Annotated in this window: 28 protein-coding genes; 8 read left to right on the top strand and 20 right to left on the bottom strand. The window is 70.2% G+C overall.

The window, feature by feature from the left end:
- Position 1: 1 nt before the first annotated feature.
- From OHO83_RS40375 to OHO83_RS40360, 4 genes are all read right to left on the bottom strand, one after another.
- A complete protein-coding gene (locus tag OHO83_RS40375; protein ID WP_266666765.1) occupies positions 2–901 on the bottom strand; it encodes an ABC transporter substrate-binding protein in 900 nt (299 codons plus the stop codon).
- A gap of 288 nt (positions 902–1,189) precedes the next feature.
- Positions 1,190–2,083: a hypothetical protein gene (locus OHO83_RS40370; RefSeq protein WP_266666767.1), complete on the bottom strand. Its 894-nt coding sequence runs from the start codon at positions 2,081–2,083 to the stop codon at positions 1,190–1,192.
- Positions 2,080–3,495, bottom strand: a complete 1,416-nt coding sequence (locus OHO83_RS40365) for a phenylacetate--CoA ligase family protein (RefSeq protein ID WP_266666769.1) — start codon at positions 3,493–3,495, stop codon at positions 2,080–2,082. The genes OHO83_RS40370 and OHO83_RS40365 overlap by 4 nt, the downstream gene beginning before the upstream one ends.
- A 105-nt stretch (positions 3,496–3,600) precedes the next feature.
- Positions 3,601–3,750 (bottom strand): hypothetical protein, encoded by a 150-nt coding sequence (locus tag OHO83_RS40360; RefSeq protein WP_266666771.1) that lies wholly within the window; start codon positions 3,748–3,750, stop codon positions 3,601–3,603.
- Between the two features lie 343 nt (positions 3,751–4,093).
- Between OHO83_RS40360 and OHO83_RS40355 the strand changes: the two genes are divergently transcribed.
- Together OHO83_RS40355 and OHO83_RS40350 are read left to right on the top strand one after the other, a co-directional pair.
- Positions 4,094–4,249, top strand: coding sequence for a hypothetical protein (locus OHO83_RS40355; protein ID WP_266666773.1), 156 nt, complete (start codon positions 4,094–4,096; stop codon positions 4,247–4,249).
- 97 nt (positions 4,250–4,346) lie between these two features.
- Entirely contained in the window at positions 4,347–4,655 is a 309-nt protein-coding gene (locus tag OHO83_RS40350; protein WP_266568386.1) for a zinc-ribbon domain-containing protein, read from the top strand.
- 4 nt (positions 4,656–4,659) lie between these two features.
- Here OHO83_RS40350 and OHO83_RS40345 read toward each other — a convergent pair whose 3' ends face one another.
- The 6 genes from OHO83_RS40345 to OHO83_RS40320 form a co-directional block, all read right to left on the bottom strand.
- Positions 4,660–5,199, bottom strand: coding sequence for a 2'-5' RNA ligase family protein (locus tag OHO83_RS40345; RefSeq protein WP_266666777.1), 540 nt, complete (start codon positions 5,197–5,199; stop codon positions 4,660–4,662).
- Between the two features lie 71 nt (positions 5,200–5,270).
- Positions 5,271–5,906 carry an LAETG motif-containing sortase-dependent surface protein gene (locus OHO83_RS40340; RefSeq protein ID WP_266666779.1) on the bottom strand — a complete coding sequence of 212 codons (636 nt, stop codon included), beginning with the start codon at positions 5,904–5,906 and terminating at the stop codon, positions 5,271–5,273.
- A 106-nt stretch (positions 5,907–6,012) separates the two neighbouring features.
- Positions 6,013–7,218 (bottom strand): Gfo/Idh/MocA family protein, encoded by a 1,206-nt coding sequence (locus OHO83_RS40335; protein WP_266666781.1) that lies wholly within the window; start codon positions 7,216–7,218, stop codon positions 6,013–6,015.
- Between the two features lie 94 nt (positions 7,219–7,312).
- On the bottom strand, positions 7,313–8,656 hold the full coding sequence (locus tag OHO83_RS40330; protein ID WP_330280615.1) for an ABC transporter substrate-binding protein: 1,344 nt from the start codon (positions 8,654–8,656) through the stop codon (positions 7,313–7,315).
- 15 nt (positions 8,657–8,671) lie between these two features.
- Entirely contained in the window at positions 8,672–9,589 is a 918-nt protein-coding gene (locus tag OHO83_RS40325; RefSeq protein ID WP_266666785.1) for a carbohydrate ABC transporter permease, read from the bottom strand.
- 28 nt (positions 9,590–9,617) lie between these two features.
- The gene (locus OHO83_RS40320; protein WP_266666787.1) at positions 9,618–10,589 is read right to left on the bottom strand and encodes a carbohydrate ABC transporter permease; all 972 of its coding nucleotides are present in this window, start codon (positions 10,587–10,589) and stop codon (positions 9,618–9,620) included.
- 212 nt (positions 10,590–10,801) lie between these two features.
- On the opposite strand from OHO83_RS40320, the gene OHO83_RS40315 reads away from it, so the two are divergent.
- A complete protein-coding gene (locus OHO83_RS40315) occupies positions 10,802–11,956 on the top strand; it encodes an ROK family transcriptional regulator (RefSeq protein WP_266666790.1) in 1,155 nt (384 codons plus the stop codon).
- Positions 11,957–11,966: 10 nt separating this feature from the next.
- On the opposite strand, the gene OHO83_RS40310 is transcribed toward OHO83_RS40315, so the two are convergent.
- Positions 11,967–12,419: an NUDIX hydrolase gene (locus OHO83_RS40310; RefSeq protein WP_266676105.1), complete on the bottom strand. Its 453-nt coding sequence runs from the start codon at positions 12,417–12,419 to the stop codon at positions 11,967–11,969.
- 254 nt (positions 12,420–12,673) lie between these two features.
- Between OHO83_RS40310 and htpX the strand changes: the two genes are divergently transcribed.
- Positions 12,674–13,600: a zinc metalloprotease HtpX gene (htpX, locus tag OHO83_RS40305; RefSeq protein ID WP_266676106.1), complete on the top strand. Its 927-nt coding sequence runs from the start codon at positions 12,674–12,676 to the stop codon at positions 13,598–13,600.
- A gap of 18 nt (positions 13,601–13,618) precedes the next feature.
- Entirely contained in the window at positions 13,619–14,209 is a 591-nt protein-coding gene (gene pspAB, locus OHO83_RS40300; protein ID WP_266666791.1) for a PspA-associated protein PspAB, read from the top strand.
- 144 nt (positions 14,210–14,353) lie between these two features.
- Here the strand turns inward: pspAB and OHO83_RS40295 are convergent, their stop codons facing one another.
- From OHO83_RS40295 to OHO83_RS40280, 4 genes are all read right to left on the bottom strand, one after another.
- Positions 14,354–15,151: a family 1 encapsulin nanocompartment shell protein gene (locus tag OHO83_RS40295; RefSeq protein ID WP_266666793.1), complete on the bottom strand. Its 798-nt coding sequence runs from the start codon at positions 15,149–15,151 to the stop codon at positions 14,354–14,356.
- Positions 15,148–16,188, bottom strand: a complete 1,041-nt coding sequence (locus OHO83_RS40290; RefSeq protein WP_266666795.1) for a Dyp-type peroxidase — start codon at positions 16,186–16,188, stop codon at positions 15,148–15,150. The genes OHO83_RS40295 and OHO83_RS40290 overlap by 4 nt, the downstream gene beginning before the upstream one ends.
- Positions 16,189–16,262: 74 nt before the next feature.
- Complete coding sequence (locus OHO83_RS40285; RefSeq protein ID WP_266666797.1) at positions 16,263–16,757, bottom strand: DUF5709 domain-containing protein; 495 nt, start codon at positions 16,755–16,757, stop codon at positions 16,263–16,265.
- Between the two features lie 628 nt (positions 16,758–17,385).
- A complete protein-coding gene (locus OHO83_RS40280) occupies positions 17,386–18,561 on the bottom strand; it encodes a hypothetical protein (protein ID WP_266666798.1) in 1,176 nt (391 codons plus the stop codon).
- Between the two features lie 253 nt (positions 18,562–18,814).
- On the opposite strand from OHO83_RS40280, the gene OHO83_RS40275 reads away from it, so the two are divergent.
- Positions 18,815–19,033, top strand: coding sequence for a hypothetical protein (locus tag OHO83_RS40275; RefSeq protein WP_266666800.1), 219 nt, complete (start codon positions 18,815–18,817; stop codon positions 19,031–19,033).
- A 73-nt stretch (positions 19,034–19,106) separates the two neighbouring features.
- On the opposite strand, the gene OHO83_RS40270 is transcribed toward OHO83_RS40275, so the two are convergent.
- Complete coding sequence (locus OHO83_RS40270; protein WP_266666802.1) at positions 19,107–20,042, bottom strand: SDR family oxidoreductase; 936 nt, start codon at positions 20,040–20,042, stop codon at positions 19,107–19,109.
- 253 nt (positions 20,043–20,295) lie between these two features.
- Between OHO83_RS40270 and OHO83_RS40265 the strand changes: the two genes are divergently transcribed.
- The gene (locus OHO83_RS40265) at positions 20,296–20,751 is read left to right on the top strand and encodes a pyridoxamine 5'-phosphate oxidase family protein (RefSeq protein ID WP_266666803.1); all 456 of its coding nucleotides are present in this window, start codon (positions 20,296–20,298) and stop codon (positions 20,749–20,751) included.
- Between the two features lie 174 nt (positions 20,752–20,925).
- Here OHO83_RS40265 and OHO83_RS40260 read toward each other — a convergent pair whose 3' ends face one another.
- Together OHO83_RS40260 and OHO83_RS40255 are read right to left on the bottom strand one after the other, a co-directional pair.
- Positions 20,926–22,533, bottom strand: coding sequence for an MDR family MFS transporter (locus OHO83_RS40260; protein ID WP_266666804.1), 1,608 nt, complete (start codon positions 22,531–22,533; stop codon positions 20,926–20,928).
- Positions 22,534–22,707: 174 nt separating this feature from the next.
- Positions 22,708–23,385, bottom strand: a complete 678-nt coding sequence (locus OHO83_RS40255; RefSeq protein ID WP_266666805.1) for a TetR/AcrR family transcriptional regulator — start codon at positions 23,383–23,385, stop codon at positions 22,708–22,710.
- A 215-nt stretch (positions 23,386–23,600) separates the two neighbouring features.
- Here OHO83_RS40255 and OHO83_RS40250 point away from each other — a divergent pair, with 215 nt between their 5' ends.
- Positions 23,601–24,167 (top strand): DUF4232 domain-containing protein, encoded by a 567-nt coding sequence (locus OHO83_RS40250; protein ID WP_266666806.1) that lies wholly within the window; start codon positions 23,601–23,603, stop codon positions 24,165–24,167.
- A gap of 18 nt (positions 24,168–24,185) precedes the next feature.
- On the opposite strand, the gene OHO83_RS40245 is transcribed toward OHO83_RS40250, so the two are convergent.
- Both OHO83_RS40245 and OHO83_RS40240 read right to left on the bottom strand, forming a co-directional pair.
- Positions 24,186–24,908: a PP2C family protein-serine/threonine phosphatase gene (locus tag OHO83_RS40245; RefSeq protein WP_266666807.1), complete on the bottom strand. Its 723-nt coding sequence runs from the start codon at positions 24,906–24,908 to the stop codon at positions 24,186–24,188.
- 180 nt (positions 24,909–25,088) lie between these two features.
- Entirely contained in the window at positions 25,089–25,484 is a 396-nt protein-coding gene (locus OHO83_RS40240; protein WP_266666809.1) for a nitroreductase/quinone reductase family protein, read from the bottom strand.
- Between the last annotated feature and the right edge of the window lie 50 nt (positions 25,485–25,534).

The raw sequence follows: 25,534 nt of genomic DNA, 5'->3' as shown, positions 1-25,534 counted from the left end.
TCTAGTCCACCGCCGCGTTCTTGGTGGCTTCCTTCACGGCGATGGAGGCGACGCCGTACTTGTCGCAGATCTTGGTGAGGGTGCCGTCGTCGATCAGGGCCTGGAGCGCCCGCCGGATCGCTTCGGTCAGGAGCGGAAGTTGTCTGGTGACCGCGATGCCGTTGGGTGAGGACCGGTAGCCTGCGGGCGCTTCGGGGTCCTCGGCCAGGTCGAAGGCGTTGCCGCCGTCGGCGGTCTTGGCCGACCAGGCGGCGGCAGGTTTGGTGACGACCTCGGCTGTCACCTTGCCCGAGCGCAGGGCGAGTTGGGCGTCCGAGTCCTTGGGGAAGGTCTGGATGTCGGCCGCCTTCCGGCCGGCCGCCCGGCATTCGGCCTGGTGGGCCTTGAGAAGCTTGTACTGGTTGGTCGCCGCCTGGACTCCGACCTTTCGGCCGCAGAGGTCGTCCAGCGTGCTGATCTTCGCCGGGTTGCCCTCCGTCACCAGGATGCCCGAGCCGGATCTCGAGTAGTCGACGAAGTCGACGACCTTCTGCCGCTCCTTGTTGTCGGTCAGGGCCGACATCGCGGCGTCGAACTTGCCGGCCTGGAGGGCGGGCACGATGCCGTCGAACTTCGTCGGGGTGAAGTCGAACCTGACGCCGAGCTTCGCGCCCAGGGCCTGGCCGAGGTCGTAGTCCAGGCCGGTCAGCCGGTCCTTCCCCTCGGTGACGAACATCGCGAACGGGGGGTAGGGGACGTCCGTGGCCACACGCACGGTGCCCGCCTTCCTGATCCGCTCGGGCAGGGCCTCGTGCAGTGCCGCATCCCGCGTGACCGTGACCCCGGCGACCTTGTCCCGGGACGCCGGCTCAGCTCCTCCGGCGCCGCTCGCGCCGCAGCCGGAGACCACTGCCAGAGCCATGCAGGCCAGCACGGCAGTCGCCCCGCGGCGGGGCACAGAGATGTACATCAACATCGTTCCCTCTCGGACGTCCGAAGCACGCGGAATCGCCTGCGCCGATGTCCCAGAAGTTACACATCAATGTCGTCGATGGCTAGATGTAATAGACGTTACGCATCGAGCGCGCGCTCGGGGAGGAGTCTGTTCCGTGTCCCGGCGGCAGGTATGCGGCCCGACGCGCCCATCAGCACCCGGGCGAGCGTCCTCGTCGAGGACGGCATGCGGGCGTGCAGGGCTGACGGTCTCGGTCTACGCGGCCACGGAGGCCGGCGCGGGAGCGGGCGGGCGAACGTCCGCCATGCGGCGCTCGGGTCCACGCCGCCGCAGCACCAGATGACCGACGAACGCGGCGGGCCCGAAGAAGATCTGCGCGGGCACGATCTCGGGGAGATGCCCGGTGAGCGCCTCGACCGTGACCGGGGTGAGGGTCGGCAGCAGCGCGCCGAACACGGCGACGAGGCCGAGAGCGGTGGCGAGACCGGACCGCCCGTAGGCCTTGTACGCGACAGTGCTGTAGAGGGCGTACACAAGGAGGTCGCCCATGCCGAGCACCGCGCCGAGATCTCCGACGCGCAGACCCGCGGAGGGCGCGAAGGCGTAGCCCTGCACGGCGTCGAAGAGCCGCTGTGTGATGGGCACGGCGGTGGCGAAGAACAGGTCGTACGCGGCGAGGGCGAGCGCGAACCGGGCGACGTGGCGCAGGCGGAGACCGCCCTGGGCGTTGAGGTTGGCGGCGCCGACCGCCATCAGCACGATGACGGTGCTGTTGATCAGCCAGTACGGCAGCGCATGGGTCGGGTCGTGTGCGGCGGAGCGCGCGGCGAACCAGTCGGCCGCGAGGAGCGCGGCGATGAGAAGCCACCGGAGCCGGGCGCTTCGGACCACGGGGCCGTACGCGACGGCGAGGCCGCCCGCCAGGGTGAGGCCGAGGACGGGCGGCAGGAGCGCGCCGGGCAGGGCCAGGTAGAGGAACGGCAGGGCGATGACGAAGCCCATCATGATGACCATGTCGTTGCCGTTGAAGGCTCCGACTGCCGGCCTCGGCAGGGTGACGAGGCGGAAGTACGCGACGCCGGCGAGCGAGACGCCCAGGGCGATGCCCAGCGTGACGAGGGTGAAGAACACGGACTGCGCGGCGCTCACGAGGCCCTCCCGGCGAAGCTGTGCTCGACCAAGTCGCAGCGGTACCGCCGCAGTTGGTGTCCCCCGGCATCGGTGAGCGCGACGGTCGCGTCGATGCCCGCCGCGGCGAGGCGGCCGGCGATGTCGGCCGGACCGTTGTCCGCGGCGCACGCGGCGGCGAGTTCGATCCGTAGCCGGCCGTCGGTGACGTCGGTCCGGTAGCGCATGGGCCACCGCGCGCCCGGCAGCGCGTCGAGGACCTCGATGAGGTCGCGCGGCATCACGGCCCCGGAGCGGGTGCTCAGCACATGGTCGGCCTTGCCGAGGATGTGCGAGGTGGCCGGGACGTTCGCCATCTCGCAGGTGAGGGGCGCGTCGGGCAGGCGCCGCACGAGATCGCGGGTGTCGTAGCGGAAGAGCGGCATGCACTCCCGGTAGGGGTAGAACGGGGTGGCGACGATGGTGCCGAGCGCGCCGGGCCCGGCCGGTTCCCCGGTCTCCAGGTCACACACCTCGACCAGACCGATCCCGGCGTCGATGTGCAGATGCCGCTGCGCGCAGATCGCGCCGGCGACCGGAGTCACCTCGGTCATGCCGTAGCCGTCGTGCACCGGGGCGCCGAAGGTCTCCTCGGCGGCCGAGGCAAGGGCGGGCGACAGGACTTCGCTTCCCACGTTGATGCGCCGCAGCCGGAAGTCGGCGGGCCCGAGGCCCCGTTCACGCGCGAGGATGACCAACTGGCCCAGGTAGCTCGGGTAGGTGACCATCAGGGTCGGAGCGGGGGCGTCGGTGCCGACGGTGAGGTCGAGGGTCTCGGCAGGGGGCACCAGGCCGACCATGCGGATCGCGGCCCCGGCCATGCGGGCCACCTGCATCTCCGCGTACGCGGTGCCAGTGGCGCGGGAGCTGATGTTGAACTGGACGAGGTCCGTGGTGCGTACGTTGCCGCGCAGGACCTGCGAGAGAGCCACCAGAGCGGGCCACAGCCGCTCCTCGTAACGGGAGTACCAGACCTCGGCGGGGCGGCCCGTCGTGCCGGTGGTGCGCGAGGCGAGGAACGGCTCACCGCACAGGAAGTCACGGGACCGCTTGACGAGGTCCGTCTTCGTGGTGACGGGGACGCGGCCCATGGTGCCGATGGTCAGCGTGGCGGGGTCGACGCCCGCGGCCTCGAAGTGCTCTGCGTAGAAAGGTGACTTGTCGGCCAGGCGCCTGGCGGTGCGGCGCAGGGCCTTGTCCGTCAGGTCGGCGCGCAGTTGCGGGTCGGCGGCCGCGCCCCGCAGGAGTTGCTCGACATCCTCTCCCGGCGCGCCGAACTCGGCGATCGTCGCCAGGGCGTCCTCCACCAGCCGCTCGGCGGACCGTACGTCGATGGGGCGGCCGAGCACCATCGCGAGCGCCATTCGGAACTGCCGGATCCCCGTGTCGAACATGGTTCCTCCCCCGCCTGCGACACCTCGCGCACCGTGAACCGTGACCCCCTGAGACGGGGCAGAGAGACGGGGCGGACGGCCGTGGCCGCCCGCCCCGTCGTCGCGTCAGCTGGGGCAGTTGGTGAAGAGCACCGCCGCCAGCGAACCCATGACGTACTTGGTGTGCTTGAGCGTGGAAACGATCGCGGACATTCGTAAACCCCCTCCATCGTTCGGATGACCTCCACCGGCTGGTGAAAGCACAACGATGCTCATTGCGGCAAACTCTCCTGTCAAGAACGAGTCCAGCGATCCATTGTCCGCGCCGAAACATGCAATCGGACGAGATCGTCCCGCGTCCGGCCGCTCCCGCGTTCAAGAGATGAGTTCCGGCGCCGCTCACGGTCATACACGGAGCAGCACCCCCGACAGAACAGAGCTCCCGATGAACACCCCCGTATCGGCGTCGGTCTGCCGAGCTTCGGACCGTACGCAGGGCCCGAGGCCGTCGCCGACGCGGCGCGCGCCACCGAGCGTCTCGGCTTCGACAGCGTGTCCCTGTCCGAGCGGCTGCTGCTGCCTGCCGATCCTCGCGGCCTCCCAGGACACTCCCGATCCGGTGGCCACACTTGTCGACGGCGCACCTGAGCAACGGAAGCGGTGCGTGGAGCTGGGCGCGGACGAGATCCAGTGGGGCGACCTCAATCCGGCGGAGGTATCCGTCGAGGACCAGGTGGAGGTGATGGCGGCGGCCCTGGATCTCATCCCCTCCTGAGGGCCACTGCGCCCGACCGGCCTCGGTGTGCTGCCTCTACGATGGCGAAATACCGCCGCTCATGTGCCGGCGGGCCGCCGGTCGGGAGGGGCCACCAATGATCATTTTCGGTACTCGGGGATATCTGTACCAGCTCGCGATGCTCACGTTCGTCTGTGGCAACTGCGGCAATCCCGCGGCGCACGCGCTGCGCAAGTACGTCACGAAGTTCACGCTGTTCTTCGTGCCGCTGTTCCCCATCTCCACCAAGTACCGCTCGCAGTGCACGTTCTGCGGGATCGAGCACCAGCTCGCCAAGGAGCAGGCGGAGGCGCTGCTCGCGCAGGCCGCCGCCCCCGCCGGTTACCCGGCGCAGGGTCAGCAGCAGCCGGGCCAGCCGCTCGGCCAGAACCCGTACCAGCAGTAGTCGTTCAGGGGCTGGCGGCGAACGGCGCCGTGAGGCGCAACCGCCAGTCCCCGCCGGTGCGGACCACGAGATCGACGCGCCAGGCCGTCACGCGCAGCGGGAGCAGCGGCCGCACCCGGTCCCGCACGCGTTCCGCCTCCTCGTCCGTGGCTCCCGTCGCCAGCGTGACATGCGGCTGGGGACGCTCCCCGAACCGGCCGCCGTACGGGGTGATGTGCGGCCAGCGTGCGCAGAACGCGTCGGCCACGGGCTGCAGCGCGGGCACGGGGACGGCGACGAAGCGCGGCGCCGCCACGAAGTCCTTCAGATCCGTCTCGACCGCGGGCAGTGACGCCGCGAGATCGCGCACCTCGGCGTCGACGTCCGCCGTCAGCTCCGCCGCGGGCAGGAACGGGTAGAGCAGCGAGACATGGGCGGGCAGGCCCTTTCTCACCAGCGCGGGATTGACCTCCGCCGCGGCTTCGAGCAGCGGGTTCGCGATGGGCAGGGTGATGACCAGAGCGCTCCGGTCCTCCGGGGCGCGCCCCTCGCCGACGGCCGTCATGGCCACCTCACCTCCGTGCTGGGACATGCGTGTGGGGGCGGACCGGGAACGGCCCGCCCCCACACATGTTCTCAGCCCTGAGCGGCGCTGCGGCGCTTGCGCGTCGCCCACACGAGGCCGCCACCCGCGACGATCACCACGGCGGCCGCACCGCCGATGAGCGGCGTGGCGCTGGACGAGCCCGTCTCGGCGAGGTCGCCCGAGTCGGCGCTCGGCTTGGACGAGGGCACCGCGGCAGCGGAGCTCGTCGCCGTACTGGGCTTGTCGCTCGGCGTGGGAGACGCCGTGTCGGCCGGCTTGGACGGCGTCGGAGTCGGCCTCGGCGTGTCCGACGGCTTGGGCGTGCTGCCCTCGCACACCGGGGCCGTCTTCGTCTCGTCACGCGAGTACTGGTCCCCGTCGCTCGCCTTGACGACCAGGCGGACCTGGAGTTCCTTGCTGTGCTCGGGCAGGTCCAGCTTCTTGTGGAAGTCGTTCTGGAACTTCTCGGCGGGCAGCAGGTCCTTTCCGTCCACCGTGACCGTCACCGTGTTGTCGGACCGCGACCCGTAGTTGGTCAGGTCGAGGCTGACCTGGGAGCAGGTCACCTCCCACACGGGGGTGTGCGCCTGCGCCGGGCTCGCGAAGAGCCCCACGCCGAACGCACCCGCCGTGGCGGCCGCTATGAGGGCGCCCGACGTCCGCCACGTCTTCTTGTTCTCAACCACCGAATTTTCCTCCGCGATGTGTTCGCCCCGTTTGACAGTGCGCGCACCCTACTCCTGACACACCAGGAGCTCGCAACCGCCTCCCCCTTATCTCCCGCCCCATGGTTCAGAGGGAGTTGGGAGCGTCCCCGAAGTCCGGGATGTCCAGGCGTGCACCCCCGCGCAGGGCCGACTCGTGGGCGACGATGCCGGGCAGGGTGTAGCGGGCGGCCACCCACGCGTTCACCGACGGCAGGGTCCTCGTGGCGACGGCGGTGACGAAGTCGTCGACGAGGAAGTGGTGGCTTCCCTCGTGGCCGTTGGGCATGTGGTCGAACTCGCGGGGCAGCCGGGCGCGGTCGTGCACGGGCGCCGAGCCGGAGGTGAACGCGTCCCTGAGGGCGGGCGCGATGTGCTGGAGCGAGGGGTCGTCGGCCGGCAGCGTCGGCTTGGGCTGGAGGAGTTCCGAGATGTCCTGCACCCCCTTCTTGTCCTGCCAGAAGCTGACCGTGGCCAGCTGCTCCATGCTGGCGTCGGTGCCGAAGAACCGGAACCGCGATTCGCGGATGTGTGACGGATAGCCGACCCTGCGGAACTCGTTCGTGCGGAACGAGCCGCCACCCGCGACCTCGAAGAGGGCCGTCGCGTTCGACAGGTCGTTGCCGAACTGGCTGACCTCCTTGTCGAAGACCCCGTCACCGCGCTCGTCGGGCACACCGATCGCGGAGACGCTCACGGCGTGGGTCTGCCAGGCGCCGAGCACACCGCCGACGGAGTGCGTCGGGTAGAGCAGGGGCGGATAGCTGGCGGTGGCCTTCCAGTCGTCGCCGCCGCTGTACCGGTAGGCGTCGTAGAAGCCGAGGTCCATGTCGTGGACGTAGTCGCCCTCCGCGTAGAAGAGCCGTCCGAAGGCGCCGTCGGCGATCTGGTTGCGGGCGTGCACCGTCGCCGGGTTGTACTGGCTGGTCTCGCCCATCATGTACGTCAGCCCCGTGTCGCGCACGGCGTCGATGATGGCGGCGATCTCGTCCTCGGTGATCGCCATCGGCACCGCCGAGTACACGTGCTTCCCGGCGCGCAACGCCCGCAGGACGAGCGGGCCGTGGGTCCAGCGCTGGGTGAAGACCGCCACGGCGTCGACCGCGTCGGACTCCAGCATGGCGTCGAACGAGGGGAAAGTGCCGGTGAGCCGCTCGGCGGCGACGAGGCGTTCGGCGCGCTCCGGCAGCAGGTCCGTGACGTGGATGTCGCCGACACCGGGGTGGGCGCGGAACAGTTTGGCGAACTGCCCGGAGAACTGCCCGGCGCCGACGATGCCGATGGAGAACGTCATGAGGATCCCTTCACAGACTGAACTTCACTGAACTTCACTGAGATTCGCTGGACTTCGCTGGACTTCACTGGACTTCGCTGGACTTCGCTGGACTTCACTGCGAGAGAAGGAGGTTGATCTGGCTGTTGGTGCGGTCGAGGCCACCGACGGGCGCGTCGTTGGCGTAGATGTCCTGCATGGCGGGCCGCATCAACGCGTAGACGTCCGCCGCGTAGTTGGTGATCGGGAAGGAGAAGGTCGTCTTGTCGGCGACCGGCTTGGTGAACGCCGTGACGTCGATGCCGTCCTTCTTGTACGCGGCCACGGCCGCCGCCGTGCCGTCCTTGGTGGCCGGGAACACAATCCCGTGCTCACCGACCGTCCGCTGGCAGGCATGGGACGCGAGGTAGGCCACCCACTTCTCGGCGCCCGGCTTGTTGCGCGCGTTCTTGGTGATGGAGTCCGCGAGGCCGTTCATCATGGTGGCGCGCTTGCCGCTCGGGCCGACGGGGGTGACGGCGGTGCCGGTCCGGATGCCCTTGAACCCGTAGTACGTCTTGATCATCCAGGAGCCGTTGAGCGAGGTCGCCGCGGTGCCCGAACCGAACTGCACATCGGGCCCGTTGGTCTGGGAGAAGTCCTTCTGGGGCGGGAGGTAGCCCTTCTTGGCGAGGCCGAAGTACCAGTCGATCGCGGCCTTGAACCTCTCGTCGTCGTAGTTGTAGTGGGTGCCCCAGGCCGGCTGGTCGGTGTAGCGCCAGCCCATGGATGCGGCGAACGCGCTCCACTGGGTCTGGCCGTCGCCGTCGCCCGCGTCGTTCGTGGCGAGGCCGTAGACCTTGACGTGGTTCTTGTCGAAGCCCTTCTCGTCGCCGCGCACGCCGCTCCTGTCGACGGTCAGATGCGCGATCGCCTTCTCGAAGGTGCCGCCGTCCTGAGGGTTCCAGGTGAGGTTGTTCAGCTGACCGGCGGTCAGTCCGGCCTCGCGTGCCATCTTCTTGTTGTAGAAAAGGGCGACGGTGTCCCAGTCCTTGGGAGCGCCGTAGCGGTGCCCGTCCTGGCCGACCCAGGAGGCGGCGAGCCCGGGCTGGTAGTCCGCGTCCTTGATGGCGCGCGTATGGGGCAGCTTGTCGAGGGGCGCGAGCACCTCCAGGTCGGCGAACTGGGCGAACTTCTGGATGTGGTCGGTGAACACGTCGGGCTGGGTGCCCGCGATGAAGCTCGCGGTGAGCTTGGTCCAGTAGTCGTTCCACCCCATCTGCGTGATCCGTACGTCGAGGCCCGGGTTCTCCTTCTCGAAGTCCTTGGCGCAGGCCTCGTAAGCGGGCAGCTGGTTGGCATCCCACAGCCAGTACGTGACGGTGTGCGAGTCCGGGCCGGAGGAGGATCCCGCCGAACAGCCGGACACCAGCGAGAGGGCGAGCGCCCCCGCGAGGGCGGTGAAGGCACGCAGTCGCATCAGGTTCCTGCCTCTCTACTTGATCCCGCTGAAGCCGATGGAGTTGACGATGCGCCGAGCGAAGCAGCCGAAGAGCACGAGCATCGGGAGCGCGGCCACGAGCGTCGCCGCCATCAGGCCCGACCAGTCGGTGCCGGACTGCGGGGTCTGCGCGCGGAAGATGCTCAGCGCGACGGTGAGCACGCGCGAGCTGTCGCTGTACGACACCATCAGCGGCCAGAAGTAGTCGTTCCAGGCAGTGATGTACGTGAGGACGCCCAGGGTGACGACGGGGGTCGACGCCATCGGCAGCAGCACGCGGAAGAAGATCCGCACTTTGCCGGCGCCGTCGAGCAGTGCGGCCTCCTCGACCTCGCGGGGCAGGTTCATGAAGAACTGCCGCAGGAAGAACACCGCGAAGGGCGTCATGAACAGGCTGGGCAGAGCGATCCCGAGCAGGGTGTCGACCAGGCCCAGCTGCTTGATCAGGACGAAGTTCGGCAGGAACGTGAAGATGGTCGGCACCATGAGCCCGGCGAGGAACAGGCCGAACATCCGGTCCCTGCCGCGCCAGCGCAGCCGGGCGAAGGCGTACGCGGCCATGGCGGAGAACAGGATCTGGCAGACGGTGATCAGGGTCGAGACGACCACGGAGTTCAGCAGATAGCGCCAGAAGTCGATCGACCCGCCCGCGCCGCCCTGGGCAAGAGCCTCCTTCGTGCTCTGCTGCCCGAAGACCCGGGCGAAGCCGCCGCCCGTGAGGCCGGTGGGCAGCGGGGACGAAGGGTCCGCGGTGAGTCCGGCGTTGGAGGACAGGGCGGTGCGCAGGATCCAGTAGAACGGCACCAGGGTGATGACGACGATCGCGGTCATCACGGCCCAGGCGAGGGCGCGTCCGGGCGAGATCCTGCGCCGGGCGGGTGTGCGGGGCGCTGTGGTGGTCACGGCGGCCATGGCGATGGCTCCTTTCTCTCGCTCGTCGCTAGCCGAGGTCGGTGTGTCCGGCGCGGGTGAGCCGGTACTGGATGACGGTGATCACGCTGAGGACCACCAGGAGGGCCACGGACATGGCGGAGGCGTAGCCGAACTGGAAGCGGCCGAACGCGGAGCCGTAGATGTACAGCTGAAGGACGTTCGTGGCGTTGGCGGGCCCGCCGCCCGTGGTCACGGCGACGGAGTCGAAGACCTGGAACGAGCCGATGACGGTCATGATCAGGACGACGGCGAGCACCGGCCGCAGGAGCGGCAGCGTGACGCGCCAGAACATCCGCCACTCGCTCGCGCCGTCGACCTTCGCCGCCTCGTAGACGTCGGAGGGGATGGCCTGGAGCCCGGCGAACAGGAGCAGCGCGGTGTAGCCGACGTGGCGCCACACGTTGATCAGCGCGATGGTCGGTATCGCCCAGGTCTCGTCGGTCAGGAAGGGGATGTGGTCGAAGCCGAACGCGCCGATGACGCGGTTGCCGATGCCGAGCTGGGTGTCGAGCATCCACAGCCAGACGATGCCGGCGACGACGTTCGACACGAGGTAGGGCGTCAGGACGATGCCCCGCAGCAGCGCCGACTTCGTCAGCCGCTGCATCAGGACGGCGATGGCGAGCGCCGCGACCGTCTGGATGCCGATGTTGATGACCACGTACTCGACGGTGACCTTCAACGACCCCCAGAAAATGGGGTCGTTGACCATGCGCACATAGTTGTCGAGGCCGACCCACTCGGCGGGCGTGAGCAGGTTGAAGCGGGTGAAGCTCAGATAGATCCCGCGCAGCGTGGGCCAGAGCAGGAAGACCAGGAAACCGAGCAGCGCCGGGGCGATGAAGACCGCCGCGAGGGCGCCGTCCCCGCCGCTGCCGCCACCGTCGCGCTCCCTGATCCGGTCCTTGGTCTTCCGCCTAGCTGCTTCGGCACCAGGCAGCCGCACTCGGGTGGGTGGGCTGCTTGAGGCGACAGTCATCTGAGACTCCCTCGTCCGCGACTCGTCCTCGCGCCGATTACTTTTGATGCGGAACAATCGTGGCGTCAAGTGGCCTGCACCGACCTTCTCGAAGGCGCCCCACACGAGATTCGGCCTTGACATTGCTTCCGTCTCGGAATAATTCTTTGTCACAGGCTGTGACAGACTCAGGCCCGCACGCCACCCCCTTCGACAACCAGCGCGAGGAGCCCATGAGCGCACGTACCGCGAGCTGGCTGCCCCTGAGCCCCGGTGAACGCGCGGTGGCGATCGAGGTGTTGACGCACGGCCCGCTGTCCCGCAGCGAGATCGCCAAGCGGCTCAGCCTGTCCCCCGGCAGCCTCACCCGTCTGACCAAGCCGCTCATCGAGTCCGGGCTGCTGGTCGAGGAGGCCACGACAGCGGCCTCCCTGCGCCAGGGACGCCCCTCGCAGCCGCTCGACATCGTGGCCGGGTCGCAGAACTTCGCCGGGTTCAAGATCACGGGTGACGCGGTCTACGGCGTGGTCACCACCCTCAGGAGCGAGATCGTCGCCCGCCGCTCCGAGCCCCTGGACACGCACGACCCCGAGGAGGTCGCGGACCTCCTGCACCGGATGACCACCGGTTTCCAGGAGAGCTTCCCCCGCCTCGCCGGAATCGGCATCGGCGTGGGCGGCAACGTCAGACACCGGGCGACCGTCGTCGCGAACGCGTTCCTCGGCTGGGAGGAAGTACCGCTCGCCGAGATGGTCGAGGGGCGCACGGGGCTGCCCGTCGTCGTCGACAGCGACGTGGCGGCACTGATCGAGGCCGAGGCCTGGTTCGGCGCCGGCCGCGGCCTCGACCGGTTCGCGGTCCTCACCATCGGCGCGGGCATCGGCTACGGCCTGATGCTCGGCGGACGCCTGGTCCGCACCGGCGAGGACGGCCACGGGGTCGGCAAGCGCTGGATCATCAACGCCAACGGCCCGCTCACCCCGGAGGGCGAACGGGGCAGCGCCACCGCCCTGTTGACCATCCCCAGCATCTGCTACCAGGTCCGCGCGGCCACCGGCCGGGACGTGACGTACGAGGAGATCCTGGCCGCCGCCGCGTCCGGTGACCCGCTCTGCTCCCGCGTGATCGGCGAGGCGGCGCGGGCCCTGGGCACGCTGGTCGCACAGATCGCCAACTTCGCGATGCCGGAGAAGATCCTGCTGGCGGGCGAGGGGGTGGGGCTCGCCGATGTCGCGGGCGGCGTGGTCCACGAGGCGATCCTCGCCAACCGCCATCCCATGGCGGACCCCGTCCATCTGGAGACGAAGGTCTCCGACTTCCACGAGTGGGCCCGCGGCGCCGCGGTCCTGGCCATCCAGGTACTGGTACTGGGAACGAACGAGGGGTGAGGGGCGCGCCCTAGCGGGAGCCCCTGGCCGGGCCGAGCAGGACGCCGGCGATCAGATCGTGGACCAGGAACTCGCCCGGCGCACAGTTCTCCTTGAGCCGGTCCAGGTCGGCGGCACCGAACCAGCCGTACGCGGAGTGCTTGGACCACTCCAGAGCGGGGTGGTCCAGATCCCCGTCGACCTCGACGACCCAGTCGGCCTCGTGCCGCCGGCCGCCACCGTCGTCGCCGGTCCAGGTGGAGACACCGAGGAACGTGCCCACCCGCCGCAAGCGCCAGCCCGTCTCCTCCTCGATCTCGCGGGCCAGGGCGCCGAGGAGACTCTCGCCGGGCTCGACATGGCCGCCGACGATGTCCCACGTGTCGGGAAAGAGGCGCCGGTCGGGGCTTCGCCTCTGCGCGAAAGCCTGCCCCCGCGCATTGAGGATCACGGCACCCACGGTCCACACCTCGCCCTGCCTCATCACGGGAGGGGCGGGTGTCACGGCGATCCGTTCGTCCTGCTCGCGCGACGGCACGGCGCCACTCTAGAGGGACGCCGACGCGACCCGGCAGGACGGCGGGAGCCGGGACTGACAGGGAACTGACAGCGTCCGTGCGCTACTGGTCGGAAGAGCCCCGGTACGTGGCATCGTGGAAGGTGAGCGCACCGCCGGTCCCGCTCCGCGTGAGCGGCCCGTACGGCGGCGCGCACCGCGGAGCGAAGGCGGTGACGGCTGTGGCAACCACCCTCAAGGCCGGAGGGAGCCGGTTCAAGGCCGACCGGCAACTGACCGCGCGCATGCTGGTCACCGTGTTCCTGCTGGGCCTGCTGTACGTGGCGTTCATCGCCGCGCTCCTGGTCCTGCTCAAGTCGACGCTCCTGGTCGTCGTGATCGCCGCGGGACTCCTCGGGTCGCAGTACTGGTTCTCCGACCGGATCGCCCTGTACGCCATGCACGGCCGCATCGTGACCCGTGAGGAGCAGCCCCAGCTGCACGGCGTCATCGACCGGCTGTGCGCGACCGCCGACATGCCGAAACCGCAGGTGGCCATTGCCGGCACCGACCTGCCGAACGCCTTCGCCACCGGCCGCAACGCCGATCACGCGGTGCTGTGCGTGACCACGGGCCTGCTGCGCCGCCTGGAGCCCGACGAGCTGGAGGGCGTCCTCGCGCACGAGCTGTCCCATGTGGCGCACCGCGACGTCGCCGTGATCACGGTGGCCTCGTTCCTCGGTGTGGTCGCCGGCATCGTCGTGCGCTTCGCGTTCTACTCCGAGCTGCTCGGCGGCCGCCGCAGGACCGACCAGAACACGCTGGTGGTCCTCGCGGTGGTCATGGGCGTCTCGATCGCCGTCTACGCGATCAGCTTCGTCCTCATCCGGGCACTGTCCCGGTACCGGGAGCTGGCCGCCGACCGGGCCGCGGCACTGCTCACCGGCCGGCCGTCGGCGCTGGCGTCCGCGCTGACCAAGCTCGACGGGGACATCGCCCGCATCCCGACCAAGGATCTGCGCACGGCCCGCGCGTTCAACGCGTTCTACTTCATCCCCGCGCTGTCGAGGAACGCCCCGCTGCCCCGGCTCTTCTCCACGCACCCCTCGCTCGAACAGCGCCTCGACCAGCTGGCGGCGATCTCCGCCGACCTCGGCCGCCCGGCCTGAGCCCCCGAAGGGATCCACATGGGCTTCCTGGACATCCTGCTCGGGCGCACCAGGCCCGCCCCACCCGACCTCGACCGGCTCTTCGGTCTGCCGTCGGCCGCGATCACCCTGGAGGCGGCCGCCGGGTTCACGCCGACCGGCCTGGGCTCGGTGTGCTTCACGACGGTGGAAGGAACGGCCTTCGACACGATCCGAGAGGACGTAGGGGCGCTGCTGAACGCCGACACGGAGCGTGGCGCCGCGGTGGAGTTCAGCCAGGACGAATACGGCTACACATGGCTGCTCTCCCGACGAGCCCCCTCGGACCTCCCGGGGCTGGTCGGCGATCTGCACGCCGTGAACGCCACGCTCGAAGGCAACGGCTTCGGCCCCCAACTCCTCTGCTCCCTGGCGGGCTTCCGCAACGCTGGGGGCCACTCGCTGGCGCTCGTCTACCTCTACAAGCGGGGCACGTTCTACCCCTTCGCCCCCCTCCCCGGAGAAAGGCGCGACAACGCCCTGGAACTACGCGCACGCGCAGTGATCGGCGACGACCTCCGCATGGAACCGGACCTGGAACGCTGGTTCCCGGTGTGGGGCGCCCCCGGCCTGGGAGACACCGGAACCTGACGCACCTGCGAGGGACGCTGCCCGCTCCCTGAACCCGTTCCGCCCCCACAAGACGGAGCACGGCGTCGAGCCCACGACGGGCCCCGGGGGGGCCGCCCCGGCGAACCCCGTCAACGAACTCCGACCATCACGCAATCGCGACCATCACGCGCGCAGAGCGACAACGGCCTCGTCCGTGTACATCAGGAACGTCAGCGTCTCCTGGAAGTACAGCTCGACGCCGGTCGCGTCGTGCGAGGTGTAACCGATCGAAAGATCCTGGCCGATACGGAGTTCGTAGTCGCCGCCGCGGGTGGACAGGACGAAGGCGCCGTTGATCGCGGGTGCCCAGATCAGTTCGCCGTCCAGGAGCCGGGCGATGTGGCCGGACACCGGGAATCCGTGGTCGGTGGTCTCGCTGACCGCCGTGTACGCCTCGGCGCCGAGCAGCAGCGAGTACGGGCCGTCGACGCCTGCGAGGCGCAGGGCGCTCAGAGCCCTCGCGATGGTGTCGGGATAGTCGCGGGGTTCGGCCGGCAGACTCAGAACGGGGTTGGACGTGCGCTCGCGGACACCTTCGATCTGCGCCGCGGCGTAGCCGTCGAAGATGGCCTGGTCCTCGGCGAACGCCATGGTGCGGGCCGCGTCCTTGACCGGCTGCCAGTCGGAGTCGTCGGAGCCACGGGCGACGTCGTCCACGGCCTCGCGGCTGACGGTGAAGGGAACGCGCAGTTCGACCAGCGGCTGGGCCTCGCGCAGCCGCGCCGTGACTCCCGGGGCGGGCGGCGTGACGGACCGCAGATGCCCGGTGCCGACGGCGGCGAGTTCGAGCCCGTCGGGGCCGGTGACGTCGAGGACTCGGCGCCCCGCGACATGGCGCTGGAAGGTGCGGCCGGCCTCTTGCTCGATCTCCGCCCAGGCGGCTTCGCTGATGGGGGCGAGTTCGCGGTGCAGGTTGTTCATGACGCGGGGGCTCCTTTGAGGCCGCCGATGCCCAACGAGCCGTCGGGCGGGGCGACGACGGGCTGCGGTGACGCGGCAGGGGCGGGAACTTCGCGTGCGGCGTCCGGCAGAGCGGGCGGGTCCGGCAGGTTGTCGAGGAAGTCTGCGGTGGGAACGAAGAACAGGTTTCCCGTGACGGCGGTGGAGAAGTCGAGGATCCGGTCGGTGTTGCCGGGAGGGCTGCCGATGAACATGTTCTCGAGCATCTGCTCGGTGACTTCGGGGGTTCGCGCGTATCCGATGAAGTACGTCCCGAACTCGCCGCGCCCCAGAGTCCCGAACGGCATGTTCTGACGGACGATCTTCCGTTCCTCGCCGTCCTCCGTGATGGTGTTCAGGGCGACGTGGGAGTTGGCGGGCTTGGTCTCGTCGGACATCTCGATGTTGTCGGCCTTCGAACGGCCGATGACCTTCTCCTGGTCCTCCGTCGACAGGGCATTCCAGGCAGCCATGTCGTGGAGATACTTCTGCACCACGACGTAACTGCCGCCCGCGAACGGTGCGTCCTCATCGCCGATGAACACGGCAGAGCGTGCCGCGTCACCGGTCGGGTTCTCGCTGCCGTCGACGAAGCCGAGCAGGTCCCGGTCGTCGAAGTAGTTGAAGCCGTGCACCTCGTCGACAACGGTCGCGGCGTCGCCGAGCTGTCCGACGATGTGGCCGGCCAGCTCGAAACAGAGGTCCATGCGACGCGCCCGCACATGAAAGAGCAGATCCCCCGGAGTGGCGACGGCCCGGTGCCGATCGCCGTTCAGCTCACGAAAGGGATGCAGCCCGACAGGACGCGGCCCGCCGAACAACCGGTCCCAGACAACAGAACCGATCCCGACGGTGCACGACAGGAACGAGTCGGGAGAGCGGAACGAGACCGACCGCAGCAGCCCGTTCACATCACCGAGCTGGTCCCGTACGCGAGGTTCGGCGCCGGGTGCCGTGGTCATCACGAGAAAGAGGGCCGCTGTCGAGTACGGCGCCATGACGGGCTGCGTTTGCGTCACTGACTCTCCCGCAGGGGTGCGATGCAGTCGGCTGACTTCCGTCACACTAAGCCGGGCTCACCTCTCCCGCACGGTCAGTCGGTGACCCGCCGCGGATCACGCCCTCTGCGGACGTCCTCCACGAGGTGCATCGCGGCCTCCTCGGCGGACGCGGCCGCGCCGTCGATCCCGACGTCCTCGGCGAACAGCTCGCTCTCCTCGCTCTTACGGACCCCTTTGTCGGGCGCCACCAGCCGACCGGCGCGCTCGGCACCCACCTCGTCGTCGAGCGGTTCGCCGTCGGTGTCCCAGGTGTCTCCGATGCCGTCGTCGTCCGGCACAGCCAGGTCGGGGACCTCCTCGGACAGACGCTCGTCGAGCGTCTCGCCGAGCCGCTGCTCCGAGCAGGTGACACCGGTGTGCTCGACCCCCCAGGGCCGCTCGGGTGGCGAATAGCCCTGGTCGAGCGGATCGGTGACGCCGCCGCCGAGCAGGGTGTCCTCCTGGTCGAGGAGACCCTCGTCGTCCTGGACCTCGGACCCGTCGGGCTGGTAGACGTCGTCTCCCCGCCCTTGATCGTCGATGTCCACGTCGCCTCCTTCAGCGGTGGCCTCTGCCTCCATTGTGGGCGGCGAGTGGGTGGCACGTCCTGCTGAAGGGATCCCGGACATGAAGGTGCCCCGACCGTGACGGGGGATCACGGCCGGGGCGGTCTGTGCGGGCACGGATGGCGGTCGCCTCGCGGCGGGGGCTCCACAAGGCATCAGCCGAACGATCGTCCTTGCAGGCGAATGAGATGAGGCCCGGGGACACAGTTCCATCCGCGTCCACGCCTCCTTTAACGACGAACCACCCCCGGGAATTCCCCGCCCCCCCAGCACGCCCTATGCCCACGTCACGACCCACCCCGCGCACCGAACCAGCCAGGACCTGACACAGCAAGGGCAGCCCCACCGAGCGGTCGGCCACGCACGAGACATGGACCGGCGAACGGAACCAGCCCCACCGGCGGTGGGACGCCGACGAGACGGGAGGGGACGCGGGGGCATGTGCGCGCGGAGCCACCAGCACCACGCACAGGCAATCAGCTCGCCGACGTACACCCGTAGAACAGCGAGCACGTACATGCCCCCGCGGCCCCGCACCCGAAAACACACCGGCCACCAACAGCCCGCACCCGGGAAGGCACCGCCACCCACCCACCCACCCACTCTTCCGTCACTGCGTCGCAGGCACGTTCTCCAGCGCCGAGATCCGCCGGCCGATCGCCTCCAGCGCGCCGGGCCGCCGCCCGGGAACCGCACGCCGCAACCGCGTGAGAGTCGCGGCAAGCGCACGGGCCTGCGCCGGATCACCGAGCTGCTCCCACTGATGATGGGCGCGATCCACGGCGGCCTCGACATCCTCCGTGCCCGCCACCTCCCCGCGCGCCAGCCGAGCCGTGGCCGCAGCCATCCACAGTTCGCAACTGCGCCCGGGATCCTGCGCGAGCCGCGCAAGATCCGCCCGTACCTCGAGCCAGTGGAGCGCCTCCGGCGACCCCGCGCCATGAGTGCGCAGAGCGGTGCTCTCCCACATGGCCGCGATGGCCGCGGCCTCACCGTGCCGCCCGGACTGCGCGGCGGCGAGGATCGCCGGGTGCGGATCGGCATCGGGGCGAGCCTCGACAGCTGGGGCCGCCTCTTGCCGAGCGGCCGGCACGGGCGGCCGGGGAGCCACCGGCATACTCCCCGGCCCACCGTCGACCGCGAGGAACACCGCATCGCCGGGACCTGCCTCCCCAGCCGCCTGAGCATGAAGCTGCGCAAGCGGCGGGCGGTGCCCGTTGCGCCATATCGAGGCGTAGGTCTTGAGATAGCCGGGCACGGCGGTGGAACGGCGCGGAGGAGGAGGCGAGACCCGCCCGAAGAGACGAACCCCGGGCCCCACGCCGAACCCCCCGCCCCGCATCTGCCCCCAGGCATCACCGTCGGCCACCAGATCGAGGACCACCGTCGTGGTGTCGGGCCGCCGGAGCGCGAGTTCGCCGGTGAGCCAGTGCCAGGGCAGTGCGGTGTACCGCAGGGTCGACGGAGTCGTACGGGCCAGGGCGAGATGAAGCAGACGCTGGCGGTGATCCAGATGGAGCTGCCCGGTCACGTACAGGACGAGAGGGCCGGGCGCGGCGGCCGCGGTGCGGATGCGGGTGAGGACGGTCTGCGGGTCGACGGGGTCGGCGAGTTCGACGACGCTCGCGGCGGCGGTGCCGGTCAGCGCGCTGGGTGGTACGGCCGCGAGCGCGGGCAGTACGGAAGCCGCGTCGATGAGGCAGCTCTTGTTCGCCGGGGCGGCCGCGAGGAGCAGCGCGGTTCCGGTCACTGTCTGTTCCCCGTTGTCCTGCTGAGTGATCACCACTACAGCACCGTAACTGGTCCATCTCTGTCACGGGTGACCGGTAGCAGGAGCTCGACTGGGGCCAATACAGGGCGATTTGGACGCAATCGGGAAGTGGCTGCCGCACGCGCGAGGGTTCCGCCATTGTTGACGGAGCGAGAACGAGCCACCCCGTCCCGTTCCGCCCCGCATCCGACCGCGACGCACGCCACGCGTCCGGTGCCGGTTCCGCGCCCGGGTGCGGAGCCGATTCACGTCACGGAAGCTGAGGACTATGGACGAACCTGAAGGATTTCCCCCTGTGATCGTGCACGCCTCCCAGCCCGGCGGCCGCCGGGTGACCATCCGCGGCGAGGACGCCGGACTGGCGACCGGGCAGGAGGACGTGCTCGAGTTCCTGCGGCGAGCGGGCCTGGAGGACGCGCGGCTGGACGACCCCGAGCTGGTCGAGTGGCGGGGTGGCGGTACGCAGGTGTGGCCGGCACAGATCTGAAAAGACGCCGCCGAGCCCACACCCGAGACGCCCCACAGCCCACAGCCCACAGCCCACAGCCCACATCCCAGCGTCAGCGGTAAGAGCTCGCGTCGGCCGGCTTGCCCGGGTCCTGCACCTCGACGAGATAGCGCCAGGCGTCCGGCCGGCTCCCGTCGACGTCGGTGAACCCGTACGCCTGGGCAAGTGCCCCGCTGGACGTCGACCGACCGTTCCAGCGGGCCACTTCGGGGTCGGCGGCGAGCGCGGCGACGGCCCGGCCGACATAGAACGGGGTCTCGGAGATCGCGAAGTGCGGCACCTGTTCCAGGGCGTCGCGCCAGTTCTCCTCGGTGACGCCGAAGTGGCCGAGCATGATCTCCGAGCGGAGCCAGCCCGGGGTGAGAGCGAGGGCTGTAGCGCCGCGTGGGCCCAGTTCCTGCCCGAGGGCGAAGCCCATACGCAGGACGGAACTCTTGGCGAGATCGTAGAAGAACGAGACGCGGTAGTTGTCACGGTTGTACTCGGCCGTGCCGTCGGTCACCTCGACGACGAGACCACCGGGGTTGCGGAGCAGGAGCGGCAGCGCGTGGTGGCTGGTGATGGCGTGCGTCTCGACGGCGAGGCGGAGCAGGCGAAGCCCGTCGTCGAGGTCGTGCTCCCAGACGGGGGTGTCCCAGGCGAAGAGGTTCTCGCCTCCCCAGATGTCGTTGACCAGAACGTCGAGCCGCCCCTGTTCGGTGGCGATGCGGTCGACGAGGGCCTTGACCTGGGCGGGGTCGAGGTGGTCGGTGGGCACGGCGATTCCGCGCCCGCCGGCCGCGGTCACCAGGTCCGCCGTGTCCTCGATGGTCTCCGGCCGGTCGTACTCGGAGCGCCGGGCCCGCGTGGTGCGGCCGGTCACGTACACCGTGGCGCCGGCCGCGCCGAGTTCCACGGCGATGCCCCGTCCCGCGCCACGGGTCGCGCCCGCCACGAGGGCGACCTTGCCGTCCAGCCGGGCACTTCCGGTCCCGGGTTCCTGCGTCATGGAGCCGCCTCCTCGCTGCCGCCGGACGGGCCGCCGTGGCCCGCCCTCGGTTCGAGCATGACCCGAAATCAGGACACCGAGTGTCGCCATTCCTGAGCGGATGACGACCACAACGCGAATGACGCAGATGCCGCGAAGGACGCGGACGACGGCCAGGACGGGAATCGCGTTCTCACCCATCGGTCACATTCCAGGGCCGGCCCGTGTCATAACAGTGACCAGGGAACCCGCCCGATGTGACAGGGAGACGCCGATGCCGGCCGTCCGGACCGCGAAGCAGCGCAAGCAGGACACCCTCGACAGGCTCGAACGCGACGAGGACGTATGGGTGGCCACGGCCGACGGGGAGAACGCGACGCCGTATCTCGTACCGCTGTCGTTCCTGTGGGACGGCGCGACGCTGCTGCTCGCCACTCCGGCGGCCAGCCCCACGGGACGCAATCTGCGGGCCACGGGGCGGGTCCGGCTCGGCGTCGGCCCGACGCGTGACGTCGTCATGATCGAGGGCACGGCGCAGACGCTGACGGCCGCCGGGCTCCCGGACGACGTCGGAGACGCGTTCGCGCAGAAGACAGGGTTCGACCCGCGCACGCTGACCTCGGAGTACCTCTACTTCCGCGTCACACCGCGGCGGGTCCAGGCCTGGCGGGAGGCCAACGAGCTGGCGGGCCGGGACCTGATGCGGGAGGGCGAGTGGATCGAGGCCTGAACCACCCGCGCCGCAGCCCGGGTTGAGAACGGACTGCGGAGCCGGCCAAGAGCCGACCCCACCCACGGCAGCCCACCCACCGCGGCCCGACAACGCGGGACGCGCCCGCCGAAGAGTCCTCCGACGGGCGCGCCCGGTGCCACACGCTCAGCGGGTCGACCCGACCGACCCGAGTCAGCCGGCGGCAGGCTCCAGCTCCTTCTCCTCACCGCCCGGCCGCGCCGTCTCGTTCTCGGCATGCCAGTCCTCGTTGTCGGCGAGCGGCTTCTCCTTCAGCACGAAGGCGAGGACGAGACCGACCGCGAAGACGGGCACCAGGTACAGGAAGATCGGCACGAGTGCCTCCTGGTACGAGGAGACGACCGTGGCGCGCAGGTCGGCCGGCAGGGCCCGTACGAGCGCGGGTGTCAGCGAGTCGCTGTCGCCGACCTTCGAGGCGGCGTCCGCCGGCAGGCGCGTGGCGAGCTGGTCGGTGAGGCGGCTGGCGAAGACCGCGCCGACGACGGCGGTGCCCAGGGTCGCGCCGATCTCCCGGAAGAAGTTGTTCGCGGACGTCGCGGTGCCGACCTCGGCGCCCGGGAAGCCGTTCTGCACGGCGAGTACGAGGGTCTGCATCATCAGGCCGACGCCGGCGCCCGCGAGTCCCACGTACAGGCAGACCAGCCAGACCGGGTCGCTCACGTCGAGGCGGGACATCAGGAAGGCGACGAGCATGATGATGACCGTGCCGACGATCGGATAGATCTTGTAGCGGCCGGTCTTGCTCATGATGGCGCCGGACGGCAGCGCCGTGGCCATGATGCCGACGACCATCGGGATGAGCAGCAGCCCCGACTCGGTGGCCGTCTTGCCGTAGACCATCTGGAGATACGTGGGCATGTAGCCGACGATCGCGAACATGCCGAGGCCGATCACGATCATGCCGAGGAGCGTGGCGACGTTGAAGATCGGGCTGCGGAAGAGGTGCAGCGGGATGACCGGCTCGGCGGCCCGCTTCTCGGCCACGAAGAACAGCACCCAGGCGACGGCCGCGCCGATGCCGAGGCCGATGACCAGCGGGTCGGACCACTCGTACTGCGTGCCGCCCCAGCTGGCGAACAGCACGGTGCAGGTGACGGCGGCGGCCATCAGTGCGGTGCCGAGGTAGTCGAGGGTGACCTTGACGGCCTTGCGCGGCAGCTTGATTGCGACGGCCGCGACGAAGAAGGCGAGGATGCCGAGCGGCAGGTTCACCCAGAACGCCCAGCGCCACGAGTGCTCGTCGGTGAACCAGCCGCCGAGCAGCGGCCCGACGACCGAGGAGAGACCGAACACGGCGCCCATGGGGGCCATGTACTTGGCGCGTTCCCGGGGCGGTACGAGGTCGGCGATGATCGCCTGCGAGGTGATCATGAGGCCACCGCCGCCGAGGCCCTGGAGGGCGCGGCCCGCGACGAGCGTGCCCATGTTCTGGGCGAGCCCGCAGACCACGGAGCCGACCAGGAAGAGCGCGATGCCCGCGAGGAATATGTTCTTGCGGCCCATGAGGTCGCCGAGCTTGCCGTAGACCGGCATGCCGATGGTGGCGGCGAGGATGTACGCGGTGGTGATCCACGCCATGTGCTCGATGCCGTTGAGCTCGCCGACGATGGTCGGCAGGGCGGTGCTGACGATGGTCTGGTCGAGCGCGCCGAGCAGCATCGTCAGCATCAGAGCGCCGAAGATCAGCCCGAAGTTGTGCGGCTTGTCCATTCCGTCCTCAGGGGCGGGATCGGTGCCCGCCGGTGCGGGGGCGTGGGTCATGCTCAGGTCTCCGTACGTGAAGGGATGGGATGCGCGGCGCGCGAGCGGTCGCCGCCCGGGGAGTTCGGGGAGTCTTCGGGGCTGGGGTGGGGAGTCGTGTGGGGGCCTTGCGCGGGGAGCGCTCGCACCGGTGCCGTGGGGGCGGCGGCCGGGTTGCGCTGCGTGAGCCGCGCCTCAGGCCTCCCGGCCGGTGGTGGTGGCCTGTGGGGTGTGCGCGGGGGCGAGGAGGCCGCGCAGAGCGGTGAAGGAGTCGCGCACCGAGGCCGCGGGGCCGTCGGGGTGCTGCTTGTCGCGGGCCCATCGCATGAGGCCGTTGCGTACGGCCGTCATGGCGATCCCCGCCAGCAGCGCGACGGTCTGCCCGTCAGGGGCGTCTCCGGTGCGGCGGGCGATGGCGCCGGCGAGGTCCCGTTCGAGCGCGTCGCACTCGGCGAGGAACGCGCCGAGTGCCGAGGGCACCTTCTCGACGACGGCGAGGACGTCCTCGAACGCTCCGGCGCCGGGCTGCATCTCGTCGACGTGCGTGGCGAACACGTCGCCCAGGTCCCGCAGTACGGCGTCCGGGCCGCGGCCGGGCGCGGAGACGAACTGCTCCGCCTCGGCCTCGGTCAGGCCGCCGGGCCAGGCGAAGAGCGCGGTCTCCTTGGTGCGGAAGTAGTTGAAGAAGGTCCGCGGGGAGACGCCGGCCTCCTTGCTGATCATCTCGACCGTGACGTGTTCGAGGCCGTGTTCACGGGCCAGGCGGACCGTGACGGTGTGCAGTTCGGCGCGGGTCTGGCGCCGTCGCCGGGCGCGCAGCCCTTCGGCCGGCGCCTGCTCGCGGACCGCCGACGCCGCGGTGCCTGATGTCATCACGGGGAAGATTCTTGCACACACTGCAATCTTTGCGCGCACTGCATCAAGGTGCTCACAAACCCCCGATCCAGGCGCCCGCGAAGCCTCTGGCGCCTGCGGTCGCGCCAGGGGCGCGGGCGCCGACGTGGGCAGACGCATTCATCCGGGTTACTCTCCATAAGCGTTGTTTCGGGTGAAATGTGAAAGTCATCGTTCGCCGGGAGACCAGACTGATGCTCACTCGCACCGTCCTTGCCGCCTCCGCCGCCGCGCTGCTCGCGTCCGCCACCGGCCTGTCCGCCGCCGCGGCGTCGACCCACATCCGCCCCGCGCACCCCGCCGCCGCACCGGCCGCCGTCAAGCCCTGCGCGGAGAGCGCGCTGACGGTGAAGGCGACCTCGTCGGGCCGGGACCACGTCCTGCGCCTCAGCGTCAAGAACCACTCCTCGCGCGCCTGCCTTGTGGACCGCGTGCCGCTGGTCACGTACGGCGATCTGGACGGGGCCGCCGTCCCGTTCCCGCTCTCCGGCAGCTCCGCTTACACGCTCGGCGCCGGGAAGACCGCCCATGCCGATGTGCGGTCCCTGTCCGCGAGCGGTGACAGCGACGCCCGGTCGGTCGGCTACATCGAGGTGGCGGCGAATCCGGAACACCACGGCAAGAAGTTCACCGCCGCCTCGCTCTCCGAGCCGGGCGGGCTGCGCGTCTGGGCGCCGGTGACGACTCTGTGGCAGCCGACGCGGAACCTGGCGGACGAGGCTCTGGCCGAGTCCGACGGCGCGGGGGTCCTGAAGGTCTGACCCCTCGCCCGCCTGGCATCAGGCCGCGGCGCGGACCGCGAGAAGCGAGGCGTCGTCCTGGAGCCGGCCCTCCGCGTGGCGCAGCAGGTCGGCGGCGAGGGCGTCGGTGAAGTCTTCGAGGGCCGCGTTCCCCAGGGCGGCGGCCCGCTCCGCCAGCGGGTAGAACGCACCGCGCGCGTCCCTGGCCTCGCTCACCCCGTCCGTGTAGAGCAGCATGCACTCCCAGGCGGTGGCCGGCACCGGCTGGGCGGCGCACCATCCGGAGTGCAGGTCGAGCAGGCCGAGCGGCGGCGCGGGCGCGGGGACAGCGGCGTGGACGGCGGCGCCGTCGCGCAGCAGGACAGGCGGCGGGTGTCCGCAGCAGACCAGTTGGGCGGATCCGTCGGACTCGACGCTGAGCAGGGTCGCTGTGACGAAGCGGTCGGGTTCGTCCGAGTGCGCGACCAGCGAGTGCAGCCGCACGGCGATGCCTTCCAACCGCGCCTCGCAGGCGGCGAGATCGCGCCAGGCGCGTAAGACGTTGTCCGCGGTGCGGGCGAGCGCGCGGCCCTTGCCCATGACGTCACCCATCAACAGACGGGTGCCGTAAGGGGATTCAACGGCTCCGTACACGTCGCCGCCCGCCCCCGCGGGGCTTCTCTCCACTGGCGAGACGGTGACGTTCGCCAGGTGCCGGGCACTGACGCGCAGCGCGCCGACCCGCTCGGGGAGAGGAGAGACCGGCTGGGAACGGGCAGGCATGCAGGGACCTTCCGGGGTGCGGCCGGACGTGCTGCCCGACGTGTCGCGCCGCGCAAGTGTAGCCAGTCGAGCGCTCCCGGTAACCGATTGTCACCGAATCCGCCCCACCGGATCCCGCCGACCGGAGACCGTCAACTTCGCATGGACGGCCGCCAGTTCACATGACGGCGCTGCGGGCCCTCAGTCGGTGAGGTCGGCCCGCAGCGTCAGCAGATTCGTGCCGAGGGCGCGCACGGCGGCGCTGTTGTACCGCGGCAAATTCTTCAGCCGCGCGCGGGCGTCGTCGTCCGGCAGCAGATGTGCCGTGCCGGTGTGCCAGCGTCCCTTGATCCGGACACGGATCCGGGGGTCGGCCTGGATGTTGCGTACGTACTGCGACTTGTCGCCGTACTCGGACACCCACCAGAACTCGCGGCCGACGAGGCGGCCGCCGACCGGGGTGCGCCGGGGCAGCCCTGACGTGCGGCCGGTGGTCTCCAGCAGGATCTGGCCGGGGAGCCGGGAGAGGAGAGGGTTGCCGATACGCCGCTGGAACGACGTCACGGCCCTGAACTTGAGCTCGCGGTACCGCGACATACGCGTCCCTCCGCCGGCACGGTGACTGTCCGCCGCACTCTAGGTGACCC

Origin of the sequence: Streptomyces sp. NBC_00569, from assembly GCF_036345255.1 — a bacterium.
Taxonomy (GTDB): Bacteria; Actinomycetota; Actinomycetes; order Streptomycetales; family Streptomycetaceae; genus Streptomyces.
Note: the sequence above shows the minus strand (reverse complement) of the source record. Positions and strands in the feature narration are given on the sequence as shown.